Origin of the sequence: Nocardiopsis sp. NPDC006139, assembly GCF_040614155.1 — a bacterium.
Lineage (GTDB): Bacteria > Actinomycetota > Actinomycetes > Streptosporangiales > Streptosporangiaceae > Nocardiopsis > Nocardiopsis changdeensis.
This window is the reverse complement of the sequence record NZ_JBEXTT010000033.1, coordinates 36,505-58,208: the sequence shown is the minus strand read 5'-3', so window position 1 is coordinate 58,208 and position 21,704 is coordinate 36,505. Positions and strand designations below refer to the sequence as shown.

37 protein-coding genes are annotated in these 21,704 nt (G+C 68.7%); 36 read left to right on the top strand and 1 reads right to left on the bottom strand.

What is annotated here, in order from left to right; all coding sequences use genetic code 11:
- Positions 1-49 precede the first annotated feature (49 nt).
- The 8 genes from ABZ249_RS30275 to ABZ249_RS30240 all read left to right on the top strand — a co-directional run bounded on the left by ABZ249_RS30275 (position 50) and on the right by ABZ249_RS30240 (position 3,609).
- The gene (locus ABZ249_RS30275; protein WP_355269597.1) at positions 50-436 is read left to right on the top strand and encodes a hypothetical protein; all 387 of its coding nucleotides are present in this window, start codon (positions 50-52) and stop codon (positions 434-436) included.
- On the top strand, positions 433-936 hold the full coding sequence (locus tag ABZ249_RS30270; protein ID WP_355269595.1) for a hypothetical protein: 504 nt from the start codon (positions 433-435) through the stop codon (positions 934-936). Before ABZ249_RS30275 ends, ABZ249_RS30270 begins: the two co-directional genes overlap by 4 nt.
- The gene (locus ABZ249_RS30265) at positions 933-1,103 is read left to right on the top strand and encodes a hypothetical protein (RefSeq protein ID WP_355269593.1); all 171 of its coding nucleotides are present in this window, start codon (positions 933-935) and stop codon (positions 1,101-1,103) included. Before ABZ249_RS30270 ends, ABZ249_RS30265 begins: the two co-directional genes overlap by 4 nt.
- 68 nt (positions 1,104-1,171) lie before the next feature.
- A complete protein-coding gene (locus tag ABZ249_RS30260; RefSeq protein WP_355269591.1) occupies positions 1,172-1,672 on the top strand; it encodes a RusA family crossover junction endodeoxyribonuclease in 501 nt (166 codons plus the stop codon).
- The gene (locus ABZ249_RS30255; protein WP_355269589.1) at positions 1,669-1,992 is read left to right on the top strand and encodes a WhiB family transcriptional regulator; all 324 of its coding nucleotides are present in this window, start codon (positions 1,669-1,671) and stop codon (positions 1,990-1,992) included. Before ABZ249_RS30260 ends, ABZ249_RS30255 begins: the two co-directional genes overlap by 4 nt.
- Positions 1,992-2,813 carry a hypothetical protein gene (locus ABZ249_RS30250; protein ID WP_355269587.1) on the top strand — a complete coding sequence of 274 codons (822 nt, stop codon included), beginning with the start codon at positions 1,992-1,994 and terminating at the stop codon, positions 2,811-2,813. Before ABZ249_RS30255 ends, ABZ249_RS30250 begins: the two co-directional genes overlap by 1 nt.
- 287 nt (positions 2,814-3,100) lie before the next feature.
- Positions 3,101-3,424: a hypothetical protein gene (locus ABZ249_RS30245; protein ID WP_355269585.1), complete on the top strand. Its 324-nt coding sequence runs from the start codon at positions 3,101-3,103 to the stop codon at positions 3,422-3,424.
- A complete protein-coding gene (locus ABZ249_RS30240; protein ID WP_355269583.1) occupies positions 3,421-3,609 on the top strand; it encodes a hypothetical protein in 189 nt (62 codons plus the stop codon). Before ABZ249_RS30245 ends, ABZ249_RS30240 begins: the two co-directional genes overlap by 4 nt.
- Before the next feature lie 46 nt (positions 3,610-3,655).
- On the opposite strand, the gene ABZ249_RS30235 is transcribed toward ABZ249_RS30240, so the two are convergent.
- Positions 3,656-3,856, bottom strand: coding sequence for a hypothetical protein (locus tag ABZ249_RS30235; protein ID WP_355269581.1), 201 nt, complete (start codon positions 3,854-3,856; stop codon positions 3,656-3,658).
- A 139-nt stretch (positions 3,857-3,995) separates the two neighbouring features.
- Here ABZ249_RS30235 and ABZ249_RS30230 point away from each other — a divergent pair, with 139 nt between their 5' ends.
- The 28 genes from ABZ249_RS30230 (at position 3,996) to ABZ249_RS30095 (ending at position 21,697) form a co-directional block, all read left to right on the top strand.
- Positions 3,996-4,631, top strand: coding sequence for a hypothetical protein (locus ABZ249_RS30230; RefSeq protein ID WP_355269579.1), 636 nt, complete (start codon positions 3,996-3,998; stop codon positions 4,629-4,631).
- 17 nt (positions 4,632-4,648) lie between these two features.
- Positions 4,649-4,852, top strand: coding sequence for a hypothetical protein (locus ABZ249_RS30225; protein WP_355269577.1), 204 nt, complete (start codon positions 4,649-4,651; stop codon positions 4,850-4,852).
- 36 nt (positions 4,853-4,888) lie between these two features.
- The gene (locus ABZ249_RS30220; RefSeq protein WP_355269575.1) at positions 4,889-5,155 is read left to right on the top strand and encodes a hypothetical protein; all 267 of its coding nucleotides are present in this window, start codon (positions 4,889-4,891) and stop codon (positions 5,153-5,155) included.
- An 8-nt stretch (positions 5,156-5,163) separates the two neighbouring features.
- The gene (locus ABZ249_RS30215) at positions 5,164-5,352 is read left to right on the top strand and encodes a hypothetical protein (protein WP_355269573.1); all 189 of its coding nucleotides are present in this window, start codon (positions 5,164-5,166) and stop codon (positions 5,350-5,352) included.
- The gene (locus ABZ249_RS30210) at positions 5,349-5,708 is read left to right on the top strand and encodes a hypothetical protein (protein WP_355269571.1); all 360 of its coding nucleotides are present in this window, start codon (positions 5,349-5,351) and stop codon (positions 5,706-5,708) included. The genes ABZ249_RS30215 and ABZ249_RS30210 overlap by 4 nt, the downstream gene beginning before the upstream one ends.
- 9 nt (positions 5,709-5,717) lie before the next feature.
- Complete coding sequence (locus ABZ249_RS30205; RefSeq protein ID WP_355269569.1) at positions 5,718-6,014, top strand: hypothetical protein; 297 nt, start codon at positions 5,718-5,720, stop codon at positions 6,012-6,014.
- A 125-nt stretch (positions 6,015-6,139) separates the two neighbouring features.
- Positions 6,140-6,427, top strand: a complete 288-nt coding sequence (locus ABZ249_RS30200) for a hypothetical protein (protein ID WP_355269567.1) — start codon at positions 6,140-6,142, stop codon at positions 6,425-6,427.
- A gap of 305 nt (positions 6,428-6,732) precedes the next feature.
- Positions 6,733-6,894: a hypothetical protein gene (locus ABZ249_RS30195; protein WP_355269565.1), complete on the top strand. Its 162-nt coding sequence runs from the start codon at positions 6,733-6,735 to the stop codon at positions 6,892-6,894.
- Positions 6,891-7,076 carry a hypothetical protein gene (locus tag ABZ249_RS30190; protein ID WP_355269563.1) on the top strand — a complete coding sequence of 62 codons (186 nt, stop codon included), beginning with the start codon at positions 6,891-6,893 and terminating at the stop codon, positions 7,074-7,076. Before ABZ249_RS30195 ends, ABZ249_RS30190 begins: the two co-directional genes overlap by 4 nt.
- Positions 7,073-7,372 (top strand): hypothetical protein, encoded by a 300-nt coding sequence (locus ABZ249_RS30185; protein WP_355269561.1) that lies wholly within the window; start codon positions 7,073-7,075, stop codon positions 7,370-7,372. The genes ABZ249_RS30190 and ABZ249_RS30185 overlap by 4 nt, the downstream gene beginning before the upstream one ends.
- Complete coding sequence (locus tag ABZ249_RS30180) at positions 7,369-7,617, top strand: hypothetical protein (RefSeq protein WP_355269559.1); 249 nt, start codon at positions 7,369-7,371, stop codon at positions 7,615-7,617. The genes ABZ249_RS30185 and ABZ249_RS30180 overlap by 4 nt, the downstream gene beginning before the upstream one ends.
- A 32-nt stretch (positions 7,618-7,649) precedes the next feature.
- The gene (locus ABZ249_RS30175) at positions 7,650-8,630 is read left to right on the top strand and encodes a hypothetical protein (protein ID WP_355269557.1); all 981 of its coding nucleotides are present in this window, start codon (positions 7,650-7,652) and stop codon (positions 8,628-8,630) included.
- Positions 8,630-9,994, top strand: a complete 1,365-nt coding sequence (locus ABZ249_RS30170) for a DnaB-like helicase C-terminal domain-containing protein (protein WP_355269555.1) — start codon at positions 8,630-8,632, stop codon at positions 9,992-9,994. Before ABZ249_RS30175 ends, ABZ249_RS30170 begins: the two co-directional genes overlap by 1 nt.
- A gap of 35 nt (positions 9,995-10,029) precedes the next feature.
- Positions 10,030-10,887, top strand: coding sequence for a GIY-YIG nuclease family protein (locus ABZ249_RS30165; RefSeq protein ID WP_355269553.1), 858 nt, complete (start codon positions 10,030-10,032; stop codon positions 10,885-10,887).
- Between the two features lie 64 nt (positions 10,888-10,951).
- On the top strand, positions 10,952-11,623 hold the full coding sequence (locus ABZ249_RS30160; RefSeq protein WP_355269551.1) for a DNA cytosine methyltransferase: 672 nt from the start codon (positions 10,952-10,954) through the stop codon (positions 11,621-11,623).
- A gap of 156 nt (positions 11,624-11,779) precedes the next feature.
- Entirely contained in the window at positions 11,780-12,124 is a 345-nt protein-coding gene (locus tag ABZ249_RS30155; RefSeq protein WP_355269549.1) for a hypothetical protein, read from the top strand.
- Positions 12,124-12,306, top strand: a complete 183-nt coding sequence (locus ABZ249_RS30150; RefSeq protein ID WP_355269547.1) for a hypothetical protein — start codon at positions 12,124-12,126, stop codon at positions 12,304-12,306. Before ABZ249_RS30155 ends, ABZ249_RS30150 begins: the two co-directional genes overlap by 1 nt.
- A complete protein-coding gene (locus ABZ249_RS30145) occupies positions 12,306-12,665 on the top strand; it encodes a hypothetical protein (RefSeq protein ID WP_355269545.1) in 360 nt (119 codons plus the stop codon). Before ABZ249_RS30150 ends, ABZ249_RS30145 begins: the two co-directional genes overlap by 1 nt.
- Complete coding sequence (locus ABZ249_RS30140; RefSeq protein WP_355269543.1) at positions 12,665-13,117, top strand: single-stranded DNA-binding protein; 453 nt, start codon at positions 12,665-12,667, stop codon at positions 13,115-13,117. The genes ABZ249_RS30145 and ABZ249_RS30140 overlap by 1 nt, the downstream gene beginning before the upstream one ends.
- Positions 13,118-13,363: 246 nt before the next feature.
- On the top strand, positions 13,364-13,729 hold the full coding sequence (locus tag ABZ249_RS30135) for a hypothetical protein (protein WP_355269541.1): 366 nt from the start codon (positions 13,364-13,366) through the stop codon (positions 13,727-13,729).
- Positions 13,730-13,789: 60 nt separating this feature from the next.
- Positions 13,790-14,416, top strand: coding sequence for a hypothetical protein (locus ABZ249_RS30130; protein WP_355269539.1), 627 nt, complete (start codon positions 13,790-13,792; stop codon positions 14,414-14,416).
- Positions 14,413-14,838, top strand: a complete 426-nt coding sequence (locus ABZ249_RS30125) for a DUF6221 family protein (RefSeq protein ID WP_355269537.1) — start codon at positions 14,413-14,415, stop codon at positions 14,836-14,838. Before ABZ249_RS30130 ends, ABZ249_RS30125 begins: the two co-directional genes overlap by 4 nt.
- A gap of 134 nt (positions 14,839-14,972) precedes the next feature.
- The gene (locus ABZ249_RS30120) at positions 14,973-15,791 is read left to right on the top strand and encodes a hypothetical protein (RefSeq protein WP_355269535.1); all 819 of its coding nucleotides are present in this window, start codon (positions 14,973-14,975) and stop codon (positions 15,789-15,791) included.
- Positions 15,792-16,026: 235 nt separating this feature from the next.
- Positions 16,027-16,596, top strand: coding sequence for a class I SAM-dependent methyltransferase (locus tag ABZ249_RS30115; protein ID WP_355269533.1), 570 nt, complete (start codon positions 16,027-16,029; stop codon positions 16,594-16,596).
- Between the two features lie 910 nt (positions 16,597-17,506).
- Positions 17,507-17,929, top strand: a complete 423-nt coding sequence (locus ABZ249_RS30110) for an HNH endonuclease (RefSeq protein WP_355269623.1) — start codon at positions 17,507-17,509, stop codon at positions 17,927-17,929.
- Between the two features lie 231 nt (positions 17,930-18,160).
- Positions 18,161-18,520 (top strand): hypothetical protein, encoded by a 360-nt coding sequence (locus ABZ249_RS30105; RefSeq protein ID WP_355269531.1) that lies wholly within the window; start codon positions 18,161-18,163, stop codon positions 18,518-18,520.
- The gene (locus tag ABZ249_RS30100) at positions 18,495-20,273 is read left to right on the top strand and encodes a hypothetical protein (protein WP_355269529.1); all 1,779 of its coding nucleotides are present in this window, start codon (positions 18,495-18,497) and stop codon (positions 20,271-20,273) included. The genes ABZ249_RS30105 and ABZ249_RS30100 overlap by 26 nt, the downstream gene beginning before the upstream one ends.
- Positions 20,270-21,697: a phage portal protein gene (locus tag ABZ249_RS30095; protein ID WP_355269527.1), complete on the top strand. Its 1,428-nt coding sequence runs from the start codon at positions 20,270-20,272 to the stop codon at positions 21,695-21,697. Before ABZ249_RS30100 ends, ABZ249_RS30095 begins: the two co-directional genes overlap by 4 nt.
- Positions 21,698-21,704: the final 7 nt, after the last annotated feature.

Genomic DNA, 21,704 nt, shown 5'->3' with positions numbered 1-21,704 from the left:
GGATCCGCACCGAGAAGGTTCGCCCCCCCAAGCAGATCGGAGACCCCCGATGAGCAGTGAAATCACCCCCGACACCGTCGCCCCGCTTCCCGGGCGTATCGCCGACACCACCGCCGACCAGTACGCCCGCTACGCCACCGCGCGCGCCGCGCGGGGGATCGGCTACCTGCACGAAGCCGCTGGCACGCCCCTGAGCGACCGGTACTTCCGCTACGCGAACGCCGTCGGCGGTGACTACGCCGTTGCGCTCCTCACCCGGGCTCTGATCGAGCACGCTCCCGAGGCTGCCGACGAGGTCGTGCGCTCGCTGCGGCAGCACTTCGCAGACGGTGACTCCGTCGAGGAGTTCACGTGGGAGTGGGCGGCCGAGTACGGGATCGACGCCGGGGCCCTGGCTGACACCGGCGCCGCGAAGGCCAAGGAGGCAACCCGATGAGTGAGACCACGACCCGTCTGCCCCGCCGCCGCCTCCGCGCGTGGCCTGCCAGCGGTGGTGCCGTCCAGATGTCCGCGACCCCTGAGGGCGCCGACGAGACGGCCGCCTCCCCGGTGTGGGAGGTGCCTGCCGGGGATGTCGCTGAGGCCATGGCGGTGCTGTCTGCGGTCGCCGACCCGGAGGCCCTGGACCTGAAGACGCAGCGCGACGCCATGGCGCACGAGCTGGAGAACGCCAAGCGGGCTCTCGCGGACGCTGAGGCCCGCGCGTACTCGCAGGGCGTGGAGGACATGCGGGAAGCAGCCGCTCAGGCCATGCAGGTGGAGTACGGCCTGCTCGCCGCTCGGGTAATCGACGGACTGTCGGTGTCCGCGCAGACGCCTGCCCCCGCCCCGCGTGACTCGCACATGACCTCGGAAGTGCGATCCCTGGTCAAGCGCTACGGCGCCCCCGCGATCGCCGCCGAGGCCGCACGACAGGCCAAGGAGGAAGGGCGATGAACGACTACACCACCTCGTGGCTGGAGACCCAGCTTCCTGGGGTGATCGCGGACGCCGAAGAAGCCCGCCGCGACCCCGGCAGCCGCTCGTGCGGGTCCGATGCGCCGCACACCGACCACGTGTGGGTCGACGGCACTGAGTTCCCGTGGTGCCCCGGCACCGCCTGACCACCCCCCTTTTCGGGCCGCTCCCAGTGCGGGGGCCTGGGGGCGGCCCACCCCAGAAGGAGAAGCACATGGACACCCACAGCATCACCCGGTGGGACCTCGCCGTCACCGTGCACGGCACCCCCGCCGGCCAGGGCCAGGTGTCGTTCCTCGGCAAGGGGCGGCCCGCGATCCACAGCAACCAGAAGAAGCTCCTCCCGTGGCGCGAAGCCATCATCACCGCAGTCCGCGCCGAACTCGCCCGCACCGCCGGACCGGCTCGCCCCGCGTTCGTCGGGGAGCCCATGGAAACCGACATCACGATCACCGTGGCCAAGCCCAAGTCCGCGCCGAAGCGCCGCCGCACCTGGCCCATCACCCGGTCGTCCACCGACCTCGACCACCACGTCCGCGCCGTCCACGACGCCCTGTCCCGCGCGGGCGCGTTCGGGGACGACTCGCAGGTCGTGGAGACCAAGGCCCGCAAGGTGTACCCGGGGGAGCACCCGCTGGCGTTGGGGGAGCCGGGAGCGCTGATCCGGGTGCGGGTCCTCCCGGAGTCGCTGCTCGGAGCGGAGGTGGCCCGGTGAGGCGCCCGAAGGCCGCTGGCGTCCGCGACCAGCGCACCACCCCCACCGCCGCCGACCACTCATGGACCCGCCAAGCCGTCTGCGCTGGCATGTCGCTGGAGCTGTTCTTCGGCCCGCCCGGAGAGCGCCAGCCCGCGAAATCCCTTCGCGAGGACGAAGCGGTCGCCGTGTGCGCCTGGTGCCCAGTGAGGTCGGACTGTCTCGACGACGCCCTCACCTACCACCCCAAGCAGCAGCACGGAGTCGTCGGCGGCATGACCGCCGAGGAGCGCATCGCTGAACGCCGCAAGCGCCAGCGCCGCGTGAAAGGGGCCGCGTGATGACCACCCTCAAATGGGCAGCCGACCACGGCACCCTCTCCTGCTACAGGGCCGGATGCCGCAACCCCGAATGCGTCGAAGCCGACCGCGACTACACCCGCACACGCCGACGCCTCATCGCTTACGGCCGCCCCACCACCGACCTCGTGGACGCCGAGCCCGTCCGCGAACACGCCAAAGCCCTTCTGAGCCTCGGCTGGGGGCTCGCAGAACTCCAGGCAGAGGCCAGAAGCAACATCAGCACCCTGCTCTACGGGGCACCGAACCGAAACGCCAAGCCGCTGAAGCGCATCAACCCGGTCTCCGCCCGCAAGATCCTGTCGATCCCGCTGACCATGGTCCCTACCACCAACCTCGTAGACGCGGCGGGGTCACGGCGCCGGGTCCAGGCCCTGTGCGTGCTGGGGTATGCGGCTGGTTGGCAGGCCTGCCAGATCGGCGCGAGCAAGAACACCGTTCAGTACTTGGCGACTGGGCCGACTGAGAAGGTCCAGGCGCGGTGGGCTGTGGGCATCCGCGACCTCTACGACCGGCTTTGGGATGTCCCGGCTGCGGAGACCAAGCACTCCAAGATCACGCGCACGAACGCTGTGGCCCGGGGTTGGCTGCCTCCTCTCGCGTGGGATGACGACCTGATCGACTTTCCCGATGCCGAGCTGGCCGCTGAGCTGTCCCGCCGCGCTGAGGCGATGGACTCCGCTGAGCTGGTGCGCTGCTACAAGGCCGCCGCGGAGGGGGACCGGTCGCCGCTGATCGTCGCCGGGGCTGCCCGCCATTTGGAGGTGCGCCGCGAGAAGCGCACCGCACGCACCGCCGCCTGACCCACAGTCTCCCGCCGTGTCTGTGACCGTCCCGGCCACGGCGGGTTCCACCCCAAGGAGAAGGTATGATCACTCCAGGAAATCGGGAAGCTACTTCAAGTAGCAACCCTGGGAAGGGCGACGTCTGGCGTCATGGGCCGGTCGCGATCACAGATCGCGAGACCACCATGCACACCACCGCCCCGCGCCGACCGAGCCAAGTGCCGGGCGCGACACCCACCCCGCCACCGCGCCGACTGTGTGGAGTACCGGGCGCAGGTCCCATCCGACCTGCCCAGGAAAGCCCCATGCAGCAGCTCACCATCGAGGACGCACTCGCTGAAGGCCGCCGGCGCGCCGAGCAGGGCATCGCCCGCGCCACCGAAGCATCCGCCCCGGACGCGGTCGCTGAAGTCGACCGGCTCATTGCTGCCCACGCAGCCACCGGGGAGCCGTTCTCCGCGAACACCATCCGCCCGAGCCTGCCCGAGGGCATCCGGCCCGCGGCGATCGGCGGCCGTTTCCGGTACGCCGCCTCCCGGGGCCTGATCCGCCCGGTCGGCTACGTCGCGTCCACGGACCCCGGCACGCACGGTCACCCGGTGCGGGTGTGGCAGGGGGTGGCGCGGTGACCCACGACTACGGCGCGGTGTTCCGCGCACCCGCCACCGCCGCACAGGACGACCCCGAAGCCGCACACGACCAGCAGGTCCGCGCCCGGTTCGCCCGCGAGCTCGCCGTCATGTTGGACGAGCACGGCCAGGACTACGCCGCGAACCTCGTCAGGGCGATGCCCACGGACGGGGAATGGCCGTGACGCACGCCGAAAAGCCCGCACAAGGGCGGGCTGGGGGCGGGTCTGGTCAGGCGCCTTGCGGCTCCGCCAGGACGATTCGCCGGATCTGCTGCCGCGTGTACCCAGTGACCTCGGCGATGTCCTTCTGTGGCACCCCGTCGGCGTTCGCGGCCCGGATGGCCGCAGCGACCTCTTCACGAAGGACTTCGGTGCGCTTCTCCGAGTCTCGGAACCGGCCGGCGATGTGGGCGAGTGACTGCTTGTCCATGACAACTAGTGTTCCATCGATTCTCATGGAACTAAGTGTTACATCACCTCGGGCCAAAGTCCATGTTGAGAACCACTTGACGATGGAACATCATGTTCCATATAGTCGAGTCATCAGCACGACGCACCAAGGAGACGAGATGACGATGACCGCCGACAAGCCCCGCATTCATCCCGAGCCCGTCGACTTCAACGACGTCAACATCGGCGACGAACTGGAGTTCTCCAACCGCGACAACGGGTTCGGCGGCACCGGGGGTCGCATCGACCGCACCGGGATCGTCACCGCCAAGACCGCGAAGACCGTCACCGTGGAGACCACCGGCAACAACCCGCTTGCCGTGCCGACCTTCACGCTCAACAGCCGGGGGCGCGGCAAGGAAGTCACCTACGGACGCACCGCTCGCCTGCGCGCCGCCGACTGGTACGACCGCAGCGTCCGCCGGGTCGAGAAGGCCGCCCGCACCCCCTACGACGCCGACCACGTCCACATCATCGACGACGGCAACACCCTCACCGCGATCTGGATCGCCGACCCCGAGAAGGCCAAGAACCCCCGCGCGACCTACAACGCCCCGCTCACCTACGAGTCCCAGGACGACTACGAGACCGTCGCCGAAGCCACCCGCTACTACAAGACGCGCGGCGCCACCTTCTCCGGATGGATCGTCCGCGACGCCACCGGCAACCACAGCACCGTGCCGATCCCCACCAAGGCCAAGGCGATGCAGGCCCTCAAGCAGGTCGTCGCCGAGTACTTCAACCGGGGGCGCTGACCGTGGCCCCGTACCGGATGGAGAAGTCCGGGCCCGGCGACTACTTCGTGGCCGACCGGGCCACCGGACGCCTCCTCGGCCGGGTCTGCCAGTGGGCCAGCGGCCGATGGGAAGCCCGCGTCAAGACCGAAGGCCGTTTGAACCTCGTCCGCCACAGCATGTGGGACACCCGCCGCGAAGCCACAGAAGCGATCTGGCAACACCACAAGACCACCGCCTGACCACCCCGCCGCCAAGGCCACCCGGAAGGAGCCCACATGACCCCCGCCCAGCACGCCGCCCTCAACACCGCCCGACGCATCCTCGCCGCCGCCGGACTCGGCGACTACACCATCACCCCGCCCCCCACCCGCGGACGGTGGACCAGCCCCGACGGCACCTGGACCGCCGAGGAGACCCCCGACCGGCCCGGATGGGCCCGCTACACCCGCGAGTCCGGACACGCCGTCGACCCCGACGACGAGCCCATCTACGAGACCACCGCCGCCCTCGCCGACCTCGGCTACACCCGTCAGACCCTGTAGGAGCCCGAATGGCCCGCACCGAGGCCCGCCGCCTCCGCCCCGGCGACCAGATCACCGTCCACGGCCGCACCCTCACCATCCGCGCCATCGACCGCCAGTGGCCCTGGTCCCGAGACATCACCCTGCGCGGCCGTCTCGACACCGGCAGCCACACCCTCTACCGCGTCAACGCCAGGAAGGAGCTCGAAGCCCGATGACGTTCACCCCGCCCGCCGGCCTCACCCGCCTCATCGACACCGCCCTCACCCACGGACGGTCCTTCGTCGTCCAGCACCAGACCGACACCGACGACAACCCCTACGTCACCATCACCATCCGCTGGGACGGCCTCCCCGACTACCAGCCCAACCAGGTCGTCGCGACCTGGCACACCCGCACCACCGGGACGTACCGGCTCATGCACGTCACCGGCACCTGGGCGACCCGCGACCACGCACCCCTCACCCTCACCAAGGCGCTCCAGTTCGCGGCCGGGGCGTGGACCCCGCTGGAGGTCGCGGACATCCTCGCCGACCACCAGCCCAAGCGCGCCCACCACCCGCAGCTCACCTGAGGAGCCCCGATGATCCGCCACCACGACTGCTACGAGGTCGCCTGCGACACCCCCGACTGCGACATGTGGGCGACCTCCGAACACGAAACCCCGCTGTTCGACAGCCCCGAGGAGGCCATCGGCTACGTCGTCGCCGCGGGCGGCTCCCACATCGACGGGTTCCTGCGCTGCCACCAGTGCGCCGCAGCCCACCAGTGCGAGCAGGACGGACACGAGTGGGGGGCGGGCGAGCTACTGCCGGGGGTGTCCACGATCCGGCAGCGCTGCGAGCGCTGCCTCGAGGACCGGCTGCTCGCCATGGCGTAAGGCGGGCCCCGGAAGCGCCTATCTCCCGGAGCCCACATCGACCGTACAGGAGGCCCGATGGGCGACCCCACGAACCCCTACGACCCGGACCACTGGGTCGACCACGAAGACGCCTAGGAGGCGCAATGAGCACCACGACCACCCGCTGCTGGGCCTTCACCCACGCCGAAGGACCCACCAAGGGCGACCCCTACGAGTACGGCGAGGGGGCACCGCACTTCCCCACCCGTGAGGCCGCCCTCGAATGGCTCGGCAGCCTGAACGACCACCCCAACCTGAACCTCGCCGAGCTCACTCACGAGTGCCACACCGTCACCTGCGCCACGTGCGGCGGCTCCGACGACGAGTTCCACTACACCACCCAGGAGGCCGAGGCCGCCGCCCGCGACTGGGACTGCCCGACCTGTGCCTGACACGTCGGGACCGGGGCGCCCAATTCGCCCCGGTCCCACCCCAGCAAACCACAAGCGCCCCTGACCGCCGACAACACCAAGGAGACACCGTGAGCACCGACAACCGCCCCCACCAGATCGACCTCATCGACTGGGACGGCGACTGCGAAAACGACGGTCACGTCTACGACGGCGACGGCATCTGCGTCCGCTGCGACCGCGAGAAGTAGCACCCCAGCCCGACCGGGCCCTTTGGGCAGCCGGACACCGCGTGCAAAACGCGGACGGGCGCCAGAACAGACCAGACCGAACAGGAAGGAGAGGCCATGAGGACCACAGCCTGCGCCGCCCTCGGAGCCACCACCGTGCTCCTAATAGCCGCAGCCGCCGGCACACCCGACACCACCGCCGCCGCCCTGCTCGCCCTCGCCGCCATCGGGTGCGTGGCCTCCATCGCCTTCATCGCCACGAGAAGGAAGGCGCCATGACCGCCCTCCCGCCCGAGATCGCCGCGTGGCTCGCCGACGCCATGCCCGACGGCACCGACCAGCCCTGCACCCACTACGACGCCGCACACGGCCGCACCTGCGGGGCCACACCCACACGCCAGTACATCCCCGGGCGGCGGTGCTGGCACCACGCACCCGACCGGAAGAAGGACACCCAGTGACCTACGAAGACAACGTCAACGACCACATGGACCGCCTCACCGTCGCAGCCGAAGCCCTCATCACCCACTGGTCCGACATCCAGGTCCGCGGCCACCTCAAGGAGCACCCCGACCTCGTGCTGCACGACCTGGACCTGATCGCCGCCATGGTCCGCAAGGTCCGCGCCAAGGCCAAGAAGGAGAAGGCCGACTGGGGCGAACTCCAGGCGGACCCGCACGAGGACTTCGAGGACCGGCTCGCGTACTACCAGGCCCACACCTGCGACTGCGACCACTGCTACAAGGCCGTCCGATGAGCCGCCTCGGTGACGCCATCCGCGCCCACGACCGCACCCTCGCGCACCTCGCCGCCGTGTACGCCGACGAGATCACCCGCGGCGGAGGCGAAGACCGGCAGGTCATCGAAGCCCTGGAGCTGCTGCGCCACCAGGCCCACCACTGGGTCGACGAAGCCATCGACACCGAGGAACTCCGCCGGCCGCCCGGAGGCAACGCCTGGAGGGCCCGCAGGTACCGCGAACTCGAAGTCCCGACCGCCTGACCAACCGACCGACCACAACCCACGGGGGCCACATGGGATACGAGCTGTACCGGCACATACTCAACCACGCACCCGGCGACCTCGACGCCGCCGCGCGCCTGGTCCTCGCCGTCATCGCCGACGACGCCAACGAGCACACCCGGCGCAGCTACCTCGGCATGGACCTGCTGTCCCACCGGACCGGGCTGATGCCCGACGCCGTCGGCAAGGCCCTGCGCCGTCTCGCCAAGGCCGACATCGAGATCCGCGTCCCCCTCGGAACCGACAAGAACGGGAAGCCCGTGTTCGCACTCAAGGGCCACCGCACCGTGTACCTGATCCCGGTGTTCCCGGAGCGGGAGTTCATACCCCCAAAGGTCGGCCTACAGGCAGACCTTTGTGACCAAAGCCCGGCCCACAGGCAGACCAAAGACGACGCAAAGGTCTGCCTACAGGCCGCAAAGGTCGGCCTACAGGCAGACCCTCCTCCTCAGTCTCCTCATACTTCTTCTTCTGCCGAAGAAGACGAGGGCGACGACAGCGGCATGCTCCCCGGGTTCGGCGACAAGGCGCCCGCCAAGAAGACCAAGGAGAAGAAGGAGCCCTCCTGGGAGCTCATCGAAGCCCGCAAGATGGCTGACGGGTTCTTCGACAAATACGGCAAGTTCTACACCCAGTCGAAGGTGTCCGTCCGCAAGGTCATCGAGACCGCACTGCGCAACGGCGTCGACCGCAACATGCTCGCGTTCGCCCTCGACGCCGTAGGGAAGCAGCGCAAGAACGTCACCGGAGGCACTCTCCAATACGCCCTCCAGAGGCTCCACGAGACTCGCGGCCACGCCGGAACGGACCCCATGGCCTCCCGCCGCACCGCCACCGAGTGCTCCGAGCACCACATGCCGCTCCCGTGCGCCGGGTGCCTCGCCGACCTCCGCGCCGGAGACGACGAGGTGCCCCGCCGCCTCCTCGCCGAGCACGGACCTCAGGCCCGCCCGGACCTCGCCGAACGACTCAACCAAGGAGAAGCCGCCTGATGACGGTTCACGACATCACCCCGCGCATCCCCCACGACCCCGACACCCCACCGCACGACATCGGCGCCGAACAGATCATGCTCGGAGCCGCCATGCTCGACTCCCGCGCACTACGGGACCTCACCGATATCGCCGGACCCATGGACCTGTACCGGCCCGCCCACCAGATCATCCTGGAGACGATCATGGGCATGGCCGACCTGGGCCTGCCGGTCGAACCCGTGGCGGTCCACCGGGAGCTCGCCAAACGCAAGAAGGACGCCGTCACCGGCGGCGCCCTGTACCTGACCGAGCTCACCGGGAAGGTGCCCACGGTCGCCTCCGCCACCCACTACGCGAAGATCGTCGCCGACCTCGCGTTCCAGCGGCGCCTCATCGCCGCGGGGGAGCGCATCGCCCAGATCGGGTGGCAGGGCGAAGGCGACCCCATCGAGCTCGGCGAGGTCGCCTCCGAGGCCCTGCGCGGCGCCCTGTCGGCCGGCGTCACCGGGGAGCCCGACACCGAACTCCTCGGCGATGACGCCGCGTACATGGACGCCCTGGAGAAGCCGCTCTCCACGGAGAACATGGTGCCCGCCCCCTATGCGGACCTCGCCGAGAAGATTGGCGGGGGGTTCCTGCCCGGCCAGCTCATCTGTGTGGCCGGCCGGACCGGCGGCGGCAAGTCGACGATGGGCATCGACATCGGCCGCGTCGCGGCGATCCGCCACAAGATGCCGACCCTGTACATCACGCTGGAGATGCCCGCCGACCAGGTCCGCAACCGCATCTACTCGGCGGAGGCCAAGGTGGCGTCGTCCCGCTTCACCGAGCACTCCCTCACCGAGGGCGACTGGGAGCGGGTCGCGAAGGTCCGCCCGGCGGTGAACGCGGCTCCGATGTGGATCGCCAAACCCGCCAAGTGCACGCTGACGATGATCCGCCAGCGCCTCCAGGCGATGGGCCGCCGCGGCTACCCGCCCCGCCTCCTGGTGGTTGACCATGTCGGCCTGATGTCGTCCACCGGCAAGACCGAGTCGCGGTACACGGAGGTGTCGGACTACGCGCGGGGCCTGAAGCTGATCGCCCTGGAATTCGACATCGTCGTGGTGATGCTCTGCCAGGTGAACCGTGCGGTCGGCGGTCGGGCGGATGCCATCCCGCGGGTGTCGGACCTGCGCGACTCCGGGGAGTTGGAGCAGTCCTCGGACATGGTCGTGATGGTGCACCGCCCCGACTACGAGCTGTCGGACAAGATCGACGGCCACGAGCGGGCGGGCGAGGTGGATCTGTACATCGTGAAGCACCGCAACGGCCCCACGGCGGTCGTGACCGTCGCCTCCCAGTTGCACTACTCGCGCTTCGCCGACTTGGCGCAGGCATGAGCACACCCCCCGTTGATTCGAGAAGGAAGCCCTGGATGACCCCCGACGAAAAGACCAGCCTCTACCGCTTCTACAACAGCCGCCACCAACTGATGTACATCGGCATCACCAACAACATCACCCGGCGCCTCACCCAGCACGACGCCGACAAGCCCTGGTTCCACCAGGCCGCCACGATCAAAGTCGAGCACTACCCCACCCGCAAGGAAGCTCTCGCCCACGAGGCCGCCGCCATCGTCGCGGAAAAGCCCCTCTACAACATCCACCACAACCAGGGGCGGACCGCCCAAGCTCCCGCGGGCCGCTGGGAGTTCCAGAACCTCAGGTCGGGGTTCAGCCGACAGGTCGACCTGTGGCTGTACCCGGAGCTGGAATGCTCAGCCATCCTCGGCGAGTACATCGAACTCACCCCGCAGCAGCAGTTCGACACCTACGTCGACTTCCTGCGCCGCAAGTACCCGAAGTGGATCGATAGCGACGCGGTCCCCATCACCTGGTTCGTGGCCGGCCCCGGAGTCATGGAAGCGGCTCCCCTCCAGGGCGGGAGCAACGCCCTCGGGGAGGACTTCCTGTCGCACTTCACTTGGCCCTATGAGGTTGGCACGGGCGAGTCGCTGGACTGGTTCTCGCTGCCCGTGGTCAACGACCGGTTCCCCGGGTTCGCGGAGGGCCTCAACTGGACACCGTCTCCGTTGCAGCCGTTCTGTCCGATCGCGAGCCTGATCGGCAGCCGCAACCGGTCGTTCGATCAGCACAGTGTGCGTCGTCGGCTGGAGAGCAAGCGCCGATGGTCCCGCAGCGGAGAGCCCGGGTTCATGGACGCTCCGGAGAACTTGGTCGGCGACTCCTTGGACGAGCACACCTTCGAGGACGAGGGGGACGTGCCGTGGTGACCGCGGTGGCCCACTACAGCCGGATCGTCGACATGGCCGGCACGGGCTGGGCGGGGGGTGCCCGGTGAGGCTTCTGGATGTGTTCTGCTGCCAGGGCGGCGCGTCGGCCGGCTACGAGGCCGCGGGGTTCGAGGTGACCGGTGTGGACCTGGCCCCGCAGCCCCGCTACGCCAAGCGGTTTCCGGGCCGGTTCGTCCAAGCGGACGCGATCGAGTTCATCCGGGCGCACGGCCACGAGTTCGACGCGATCCACGCGTCCCCGCCGCGCCAGGCGTACTCCCTGACCCAGCGCATCCGCGGACGCGAGCACCCGGACCTGATCGGACCCACCCGGCAGGCGTTGGAGGCGACAGGGCGGCCGTGGGTGATCGAGAACGTCCCCGACGCCGCCGACGAGCTCCGTAGCCCGGTGGTGCTGTGCGGGGCGGCGTTCGGGCTCAGGACGTACCGGCACCGCCTGTTCGAGGCCGGCGGCGGACTGACGCTGGAGCAGCCCGGCCACGCCCCTCACACGGAGCCGACGGTGAAGATGGGCCGCCCGCTCAAGCCCGGCGACTGGTACCACGCGGTCGGCAACTTCTCCAACGTGCCCTACGTGCGCCGCGACATGGGGGTGGGGTGGATGGCCCGCGACGGCATCCGCGAGTGCATCCCGCCGGCTTACGCCCGCTGGGTGGGGGAGCGGTTGATGGCTGCGGCTTCGGCCCCGGTGCAGTTGACGCTTCCGGCCGCATGACGACGCCCCGCCAGCTCGAACCTGGCGGGGCGCGTCCCCAGCATCGCACAGGCGCCTCTGTGGCGCACGCTGACGACCGAACAGGGTTTGTCGGCAGTCCGTATAAGACTCAAGAATGCTGAGCGCTCAGCGCTCATCTCAGCCCCAGGAGGGGACATGGCCGAAACCGACCCCCGATACCCCGACGCTGACCGCGGCTTCGAGATCCGCGTGTCCCCCGACGAACGCAACGTCGCGATCTACGACCCCGGCAACGCCCCCTGGTTCATCCCGATCGACCGCGGCCGGTTCGTGCGCACTGCCGACCTCGACAAGGCCGGATGGAAGCAGTACGTGCCCGCCACCGACCGCGACACGATCCTCGCCCTGGTCGCCGACTGGGCACACCGGTCCGCTGAGTACGGCGGCCTCGGCCCAGGTGACCTCGTGTGGGCGTTGGAGCAGGCCGGGTACACGCTGCCCAGCCCGAAAGAAGCCCGCGCAGTGGTGGGGGAGGCGTGATGACCGACCCGCCATGCGCCCCCAAGATCCGCTACCGCGACCGCATCGCCGCACTCATCGCGCTCGAATCCACCCGCCGACGCGAACACCGCCGCCCCAAGAACGAGGTTCGCGCGTACCGGTGCCGGCACTGCGCCGGATGGCACCTCACCTCGCAACCCAAACGCACCAAGGAGAACTGATGGCCACCGACGACCTACTCCGCCGCGCCGCCCGGCGCCTCCGTGAAACCTCGGGTGACGCCGACACGTGGACATGGCTCACCGCCACCGCGAAGGCCGTCACCGCGATCGCCGACCGGGCCCCCGGCGTCCACCAGTCCCACCACGGGCGGGCACCCGAGCTGGCTGTCAGCGACCACCTGACCGTGTTCAGTCCCCTCGTCGGCACGACCCTCGCGGACTGGCTGGAGCACCACGCCCTCCAGCACGACGCCTACGAGTGCGACGAGGACAACGAGACCAACACCTGCCCTGCGCTGGCTGTGGCTCGCGCGATCACCCTCGAAGACCTCAACGACGCACTCAGCAAGGAGCCCTGATGTCCCTGCCGACCATGTCCGTGACCGCCCGCATCGCCGCCGACGTGGAGATGCGACCGACCCAGTCCGGCACCCCCATGGCGAAGCTCCGCCTCGTCGCGAACAGCCGCCGCCTCAACAAGCAGACCGAGCAGTGGGAGGACGCCGACACGTGGTGGGGGACCGCCACCGCGTTCGGCCGCACCGCCGAAGCCATCGCCGACGCAGGGCTCGCCAAGGGCGACCTCGTGACCGTCACCGGCCGGATCAAGACCCGCGACTGGGAGGACAAGACCACGGGGGCGAAGCGCAGCGCGGACGAGGTGACGATCGACACGATCGGGCGGGCGCTCACCCCGCAGCGCCAGCAGCAGTCCGGCTACGCGGCGAACGGCAGCTTCGGGCAGCCCCGGCAGGCCCCCGCTGACGACCCGTGGGGGCAGCGGCGCACCGACGACGCCCCGCCGTTCTGACAGCCCCGGGGCGGGTTTCGGCCCGCCCCACCACACAGGAGGACCAGTGAGCCCCACCCACGAAACACCCCCGGTCCACTTCGGAGAACCCCGACAGACGTGGTGCCCCACCTGCAAGGTGAACTCCGTCGCGAACACCCCCATCTACGCGCTCGCATCAACCGGCCCCTACTGCATCGGAGAGTGGTCTCTGTGCGACAGGTGCGGATTCAGCCCTTACAGCGAGCCCCACACCCAGGAGGACCAGTGACCCAGCGCCCCGGCTACACCGCCACCTACGACGTCATCGACAAGCTCGACGACTACCTGCCGCCCGACCCCGCGCACCGCAACGCCATCATCTGGCGGGCCGTGCAAGCCGCATTGGATGCCGAAGACGCCGCCGGAACCGAAGCCGTCGCCGAACTCGCGACCGAACTCGCGGAAGAGCGCACACTCGTCAACCAGCTCCGCGCCGACCTGGACCACGCCGAACGCGACAACCGGCGGCTCACAGCAGTCATCAAGCGCATCCGGGAGCTGCACCGCCCCGAGTCCGACCAGTACCACGGCAAATGCGTCGAGTGCGCGGAATGGTGGCCGTGCCCGACCATCCGAGACCTGGAGCAGTGACCGTGGGGCGGCCCGCTCCCGCCCCGGAACGCACCCCACCCCACCAACGTCCAACCCGGCGTGGACGAACTCCTTGCCCAACTCACCCCCGTCATCGTGCAGCTCATCCCGGTCATCATCGGTGCGCTCATCGGATGGGGAGCCACCACCTACCAGGCCAACCGAACCCACAAACTCCAGACCGACCGGGACCGACAGGTCCACTACGAAAAGCTCCTCCGCCACCTTCACGCCGAACGCGCCAAAGGCTTCATCGAAGACGACTTTGACCGCTTCGAGAATGCCCGACTCATGCTTGGCCTCATCCCCCCGGGCCACGGCCGAAGGCAGAAGCGGCGAATCAGCCAGATCGAGGCCGCCTGCGTCGGCGCCATTGAATGGATGGAACACCTCCAGTACCTGGAGTTCCGTGCGTACTCCGGGGTTCGCGGAAACGCTTCGGGTATGTACCTCCAGCTCGCGGACCATGCCGTACAGGTCATCAGCGCCGCCTACCACGGAAACCCCATCCCGGGGCGCCCCGACTACTACGACAAACTTGAGGCTGGCAGTAAAGCGGTTGATGAGCACTACGAGATGATCAACGCCGAACGAGAGGCGGACGAGCTGGAACGCCTCGAAGAGGAGAAACGTCGTCGTGCGGTCGAAAAGCCCGTACCATCACCCGAGGAGGGGGAGGCGAAGTGACTCTTGTGGAATTCCTCAACGCGAGGCTCGACGAAGACGAGAAGGCAGCGAAGGCAGCGACCCCCGGCAAGTGGGGCGCGCAACCCGGCCCCACGCCCTACGTCCTCAACGACGAATGGGAAGTCGTCACCGACGCCTACAAGCCCTCCGAGCCTGGCCACCACGTCGTGTACACCGGCTACGAGGGCGGCGGTGTGACCAGTGAGCAGAACGCCGTCCACATCGCCCGCAACAGCCCCACGCGGACACTGCGGGAGGTCGCCGCCAAACGGCAGGCCATCGTGGAAGCCCAGGAAGCCAACGAGCTCGTCAGTGAACGCTTCCGGCTGCCCATCGACCAGGGCGTGAGCGGGTACATGCTGCGACTCATAGCGGTGTCCTACGCCGACCACCCCGACTACCAGGAGGCGTGGAAGCCGTGACCGCGGATCTTCCGATGGCACCCCGGACATGAGTGTGGGGCCGAGTCCCCCGACCACGGCCCCACACAACCCCCGTAGAAGACCAAGAAGCGGATCCCTACAGGTCACAGTCTAGACCGACCACGGGGGACCCGATGACGAACACCTGCGCCTGCGGACGCCCACTCCACGACGCCCACCTCTGCACCGGGTGCATCAACCAAGCCACCGACGCCCTCCGACGCGTCCTCGACGGCCTCGACGCCGACCTCACCACCACCATGGCCAAACAAGGCACCCGCCCCACCTCACACAGCGGCGGCCACGGCAAAGCCAGCGAAGCACCCATGCCACTGCTCTGGCACGCCAGCGAAGCACGCACCGACATCACCACCGCCCTTCGCGAATGGGTCACCGACGCCCGCACCAGCGCATCCCCCATCCACAGCCCCACCTGCAAAACCTGCACCCACCGCCGCTGCCAGGACATCCACCGCCAAACCCGCCCCCTCGAAACCATGGGCGCCATGGCGCACTGGCTCCTCCCCCTCGTCGGATGGTCCGCGCGCCGCCCGTGGGGACCCGAACGGGCGTACACCCTCATCGCAGCCGTCCAGAAGGCAGTGAAGGCGGTCGACACCCCGGAGGAGCGGATCGGTGTCGGACGCTGCCCTCGCTGCGACCACCCCGTGTACGCGCCCGCGTCCCGCATCATCGCGTACTGCAAAACGGAGGACTGCGGCGGCATCGTCGATGTCCAGCAGTGGCAGCAGTCGTTGCAGCAGCTCGCGTGGGACCACCAGGCCGGCGCTACCGAGTTGGCGTCGTTCGCGACCAAGCACCTGGGGATGTCGTTGAAGGCGTCAACGATCAGGTCGTGGGCGCATCGGGGCAAGCTCTCCCCTGCGAACCCGGGCGAGGCGACGCCCCGGTACCGGTTCGCGGATGTTGCGGCTCTCGCGGGTGCTGCGTGAACCCCCGCAGGGTATTGACCCGACCGTGATCCTGCGGTAGTTGCGCGCGAGGCTCTGCAACGCTAGAGTTCTTCAAGGTGGACGAAATGTCCCCAGACTTCAGGCCCGGTGAGCCCCGCTCCCGGGCCTTTGTCGTGCCCGGCGCACCGTCCCCGCGCCGGGCGCACTACGTCCCGGCGCTCCGCATCGGGGGGTTGCGTCGAGCGCCGGGACCACCCCCAAAAAGGAGGCGGCCATGACCTCCGAACCCATCCCCTACAGACCCGAGTCGGACTTCACCCCACCCCGCGACGACTGCCCGCACCCCCACCACTGGCACGCCGACACCGCCGGAGCCACCGAAACCGAAGTCGTCGAACTCATCGGCTCGCTCGTCCGCGCACTCCAACCCGACCTCGTCATAGAGACCGGGGTGCTGCATGGCACCACCACCCGCGCCATCGGCGAAGCGCTCGCACGCAACGGTCACGGCAGGTTGCACGCCCTGGAGATCGACGAACGGTACGCGCAGGAAGCCGCCCGCGCGGTCGCGCACCTGCCCGTCACCGTCCACCAGCGGCCGTCCACCACGTTCGTGCCCCCGGCGCCCATCGACCTCGCGTTCCTCGACTCCAGCCTTGAGGCCCGCCCGCAAGAGCTCATCGACTTCGCCCCGTACATGCACGACCGCACCATCATCGTCGTCCACGACACCGGACCCCAGCACCCCGTGCGCGCGTCCATCGCACCCGTGGCGGACAAGCTCGGGTTCACCCTGTTGGACCTGCCGACCCCGCGCGGTCTCACGATCGGGCGAAGGCAGTGAGCGGGGGATGGGCGGGGTCGAACCGGTCCGAGCGCCTTCCCTCGAACTGGCGTAGCGAGATCCGCCCTGCGGTGTTCGCGACCTACGGGACCGTGTGCCACGTGTGCGGCAAGGACGGGGCGAACGAAGCCGACCACGTTATCCCGGGCGATGACCACTCGCTGGAGAACCTGCGGCCCATCCACAAGTGGCCGTGCCACGCACGCAAGTCCGCACGCGAAGGCGGACAAGCACACGCCGCAAGGCAACGACTCAGGTACAGGCCAACACCCAAGCACCCCGGACTGAGGTGACCCGCATGGCCCGTAGACCACGCACCCGAGGCAGCGCAGAGTCCCTACGCCGCTACTGGTCCACAGGAGAAGGCGGACGAACCAAGATCCGATGGGGCACCAGCGGCGACTACCGGCGCTGCGTCCGCCACCTCACCAAGTACATGGGGCCACGCGCGCGCGGATACTGCGCCAACCTCCACCGCAGAAACACAGGCATGTGGCCCGGCGACAGACGCAACCGGTGAATGACACCAAGACCAGGTAAAATGGGGGCAACAACCAAAGACTGAGCCCGGCGGGTGCGCTAACACCCCCGGGCGACGGCCGACCTGATGGAAGCAGGATCGACGTGAACAAGGCTACCCCAGCCTTCACCTGCCTTGCATGCGGTGAGACCTTCACCCGCAAGCCAGGAACCCGAGGCCCCGCCCCCAAGCACTGCTCCAAGGCGTGCAAGGCCGCCTCCCGTAAAGCACGCGAAGAAGCCAACGGCATCCGCGAACGCAACAAGGTCAAGCAGCAGGCACGAGCCCAAGCAGCAGCGAAACGGGCCACACCACGCGAGCAGCCGCAGAAGCCCTGCCCCTACTGCGGTGCCCTCATGGACAACCTCAGGCGCAAGCAGTGCGGCGCTGATGCATGCCAGAGGGCGCGAGCAGCAGAACGCATGCGGTCATGGCAGCAGCAGTACATGGCAGCAGCAGTACAAGGAACAACACGGCCACTGGCAGACGCGCCCATACGACAAGAGCGATAAGGCACGCAAGCAGGCCAGCGTTCGCCGTCACCGTAGACGAGCACTCGAAGCCCAAGCCTTCGTTGAGGACTTCACACCCGAGTCCATCTACGAGCGAGACTCCTGGACCTGTCATCTGTGCGGGCAGGGCATAGGCAAAACCACCAAGGCACCCGACCCAGGTGCTCCGAGCATCGACCACATCGTGCCCCTCTCGCGAGGCGGAAAGCACGAACGGTCGAACGTCGCCGCAGCGCACTTCGGATGCAACGCCCGCAAGGGCAATCGAACTGCGTCAGTGCAGGTCGTGGCAGCCAACTAGACCAGCAAGTCGGAGGGGGTGGGGGCTTTTCCCTCCCCCCACCTACTGCTGCCTCCGGAACGTATAGCGCCCCGGAATGTTCCCGATCTCTTGGCTCTTGAGATCTTTTCGTTACCCGACGGCGCCCTGGTGGCGCTTTGACCCTGGAGGTCGTGTCGCATGGGTACTGGTATCCGTGGTCGTGTCCCTAAGCGCCCTGAGCAGCGGATGGGGCACCGCACGAAGGCGGAGTTGGCGACGACGAAGGCCCCGGCGGCCGCGGTCGTTCAGGCTCCTGACCCTGACCCTGATTGGCATCCGATCGCCCGCATGTACTGGGATTCGTTTCACGAGTCCGGGCAGGTGCGGTTTTGGGAGCCGTCGGATTGGGTGGCGGCTTTCGACGCGATGGAGGAGATCACCCGGTACAAGGAGTCCGGCCGACGTAGCTCGCAGATGCGTGCGGCGATCGACAGCATCCTGGCCCGCCTCGCCGTCACGGACGGGGACCGGCGTCGGCTGCGCATTGAGCTGACTCGCGGCCTGGAGGAGGCGGAGGACGGCCCGGCTGAGGTGGCGGTGATGGATGACTACCGCGCCCTCTACGGATGAGCTAGGGCTTCCGCCCGGCTACTACCTGGACCCTGCTACGGGTGCGTGGCTGACGCTGCCATGGCCGGGCGACCACGCTCTGCCGTGGGGGCACCCGTCCCGCCTGGAGTTGCTGCCGCCGTCGTTGGGTCCGGCGATCATCCGGTGGGCGGAGTCCACGCTGGTGCATCCGCTGACCGGGGCTCCGTGGCGGTTCACGCCGGGCCAGAAGCGGTTCCTGCACCTGTGGTACGCGGTCGCTGAGGACGGCCGGTGGGTGTACCGGTCGGGGGTGAAGCGCGGCGCGAAGGGCGTCGGCAAGGACCCGCTCGCTGCGGCGATGGCCCTGGTCGAGTTCGTGGGGCCGGTCGAGTTCGTCGGGTTCGATGAGTCGGGGCGTCCGCTGTCGCGGATGCGGAAGATGTCGCTGGTGCAGATCGCGGCGAACTCGGAGTCGCAGGCGAAGGACGTCCTGCGGGTCCTGAACGCGATGATCTCGAAGAAGATGAGGCTGCGGTACGGGATCACCCCGGGCAAGCTCCAGACACAGACGCGTAGCGGCAGCATGATTGAGCTGCTGACGAACTCCGAGCGGTCCGCGGAGGGTGACCCGCCCACGGCGGTGTTCCTGAACGAGTCCCACCATATGACCGTGTCCAGCGGCGGCGAGGGCATTGCCGAAGTGGTGCGCCGCAACGTCGGCAAGAGCCCCGATTACATCGGTGCGCGGGTGCTGGAGCTGACGAACGCTCACCAGCAGGGCATGGACTCGATCGCGGAGCGCTCCTACGAGGCGTGGCAGGCCCAGGCGGCCGGCAAGACGCACCACCGGGACATCCTGTACGACTCCATCGAAGCGGACCCGTCGACGGACCTACTGGACGTGGAGTCGCTGGAGCGCGGGTTGCGGCAGGCGTACATGGACGCCCCGTGGATCGACATCCCGCGTGTGATCGCTGAGGTCCAAGACCTCCGAACCAGCGTCGCGGACAGCATCCGCTTCTACCTGAACGGGTTGGCAGCGGCTGAGGACGCGTGGGTGGACCCGCGCCGGTTCGATGCCTTGGCACGCCCCGACGTCGTCGTCGAGGACCGGGAGCGCATCACCCTGTTCCTGGACTGCTCCAAGAGCTCGGATGCCACGGGCCTTGTCGGGTGCCGTATCAGCGACGGCCACATCTTCACGCTGGGCATGTGGCAGCGCCCCCACGGGGAGCGCGGCAAGGGGTGGCTGGCGCCCCGCCATGAGGTAGAAGCGACCGCCCGCGCCGCCCTGGAGCGCTACAAGGTCATGTGGTTCGGCATCGACCCGTCGCCAGCCCGGGACGACGAGGACGAGTCGCTGTACTGGAAAGAGATGATCGACGGCCTGCACCGCGACTGGCACAAGCGCCTGTTCCTGTGGGCGACGCCGGGTTCCCAGCTCGGCCATTCGGTCATGTTCGACATGCGGATGTCGGCTCGTGGCGCTCGGGAGCGCAACCAGCGGTTCACCGAGGAGGCGATGGAGGTTGCTCGCCTTGTCGATGAGGAGGACGGGGTGCCGTTCACGTGGGATGGGCACGCGGGGTTGCGGATGCACGCCCACAACGCCAAGAGGCGCCCGAACCAGTTCGGTTTCACTCTCGGGAAGGTCACCCGGGACTCTTCGAAGCTCGTTGATCTCGCGGTGTGTGCTGTCGGCGCCCGACTGGGGCGGCGTCTGGTGATGAACCATCCGAAGTTCCGTAAGGGCGCGAAGACGCGCAAGGGAAGGGCGGTGGTGCTCCGATGACCTTGTCCATCCCTGAACTGCCGCTGATCACGCTGAACGACGACGAGCAGGCGACCTTCGAGGCGCTGCGCGGCGAACTCCAAGTGCACCGGTGGAAGCTCGACATCCTGGACGCCTACTACAACGGCGATCAGATCATCGAAGACCTGGGCATCTCGATTCCGCCGCAACTCCGTGGCCTGCACACCGTCATCGGGTGGCCTCAAACCGGTGTGGACGCCCTGGAGTCGCGGCTGGACATCGACCAGATCCGGTACGCGAACGGGTCCAACTCGGACGAGTTGACGGAGATCTGGGGTGCGAACCAGCTCTGGCACGAGTCGCAGCTCGCACACCTGGATGCGTTCGTGTTCGGGCGGGCCTACGCCGCTGTGGGAACGGGCGGGTGCGGCACCTCTGAGTGCCCGCCGCTGATCACCGTCGAGTCCCCTAGGGACATGACCGTCTTCTACGACGTGCGCGCCCGCGCGACCACGGCGGGTCTGCGCGAGTACGTGGAGGAGGGGGGCGTCCGGGCGGCGACCCTGTACCTGCCGGATTCGACGATCTCACTGATCGAGGCCGAGAACGGCTGGGAGATCGTGGACCGCGACGACCATGAGGTCGGAGTGGTGCCGATCGTCCGCTTCAGCAACAGGCAGCGCACCGCGGACCGGATGGGTCGCTCGGAGATCACGCCGGCGGTCATGTCGATCACGGACGCGGCGTGCCGGACCCTGCTGGGGATGGAGGTGTCGCGGGAGTTCTTCGCGGCGCCTCAGCGGTACATCCTCGGTGCGTCGGAGGGCGCGTTCGAGGACCAGGAGGGCCGCCCGGTCGGCGCCTGGGAGACCTACGTCGGCCGCGTGCTGGGGCTGGAGCGCGACGAGGACGGGCAGCTTCCCGAGGTCGGCCAGTTCGCTGCGGGCGACCCCAGCGCGTTCACGCGGGTGCTGGACCAGTACGCGCGCATCATGGCCACCCAGCTCAGCGTTCCGCCGCAGTTCTTGGGCTACACCACGGACAACCCCGCCAGCGCTGACGCGATCCGTAGCAGCGAATCCCAGCTGATCAAGAAGGCCGAACGCAAGCAGAGCCTCTTCAGTACCCCGTGGGCGGATGTGCTGCGGCTGGCGCTGATCTGGCGGCACGGAGACATGCCTGACGCCGCACGGAATATCGACATCGGCTGGGTCAACCCAGCGACGCCGACCGTGTCCGCGCAGACGGATGCCGCGGTCAAGCTCGTCCAGGCCGGCATCATCCCCGCCGACAGTGATGTGGCGCTGGAGATGGTGGGACTGCGCGAGGAACAGCGCGCCCGCGTGCGCGCGGACCGCCGCCGCTCTCAGGGCCGTCAGCTCCTCCAGGAGATAGGCGCCCGCGCGAACACTGAAGCCTCCGAGGAGGTGGCGGATGCCGTGGTCGGCGACGAGAGCGGTTGAGCACCAG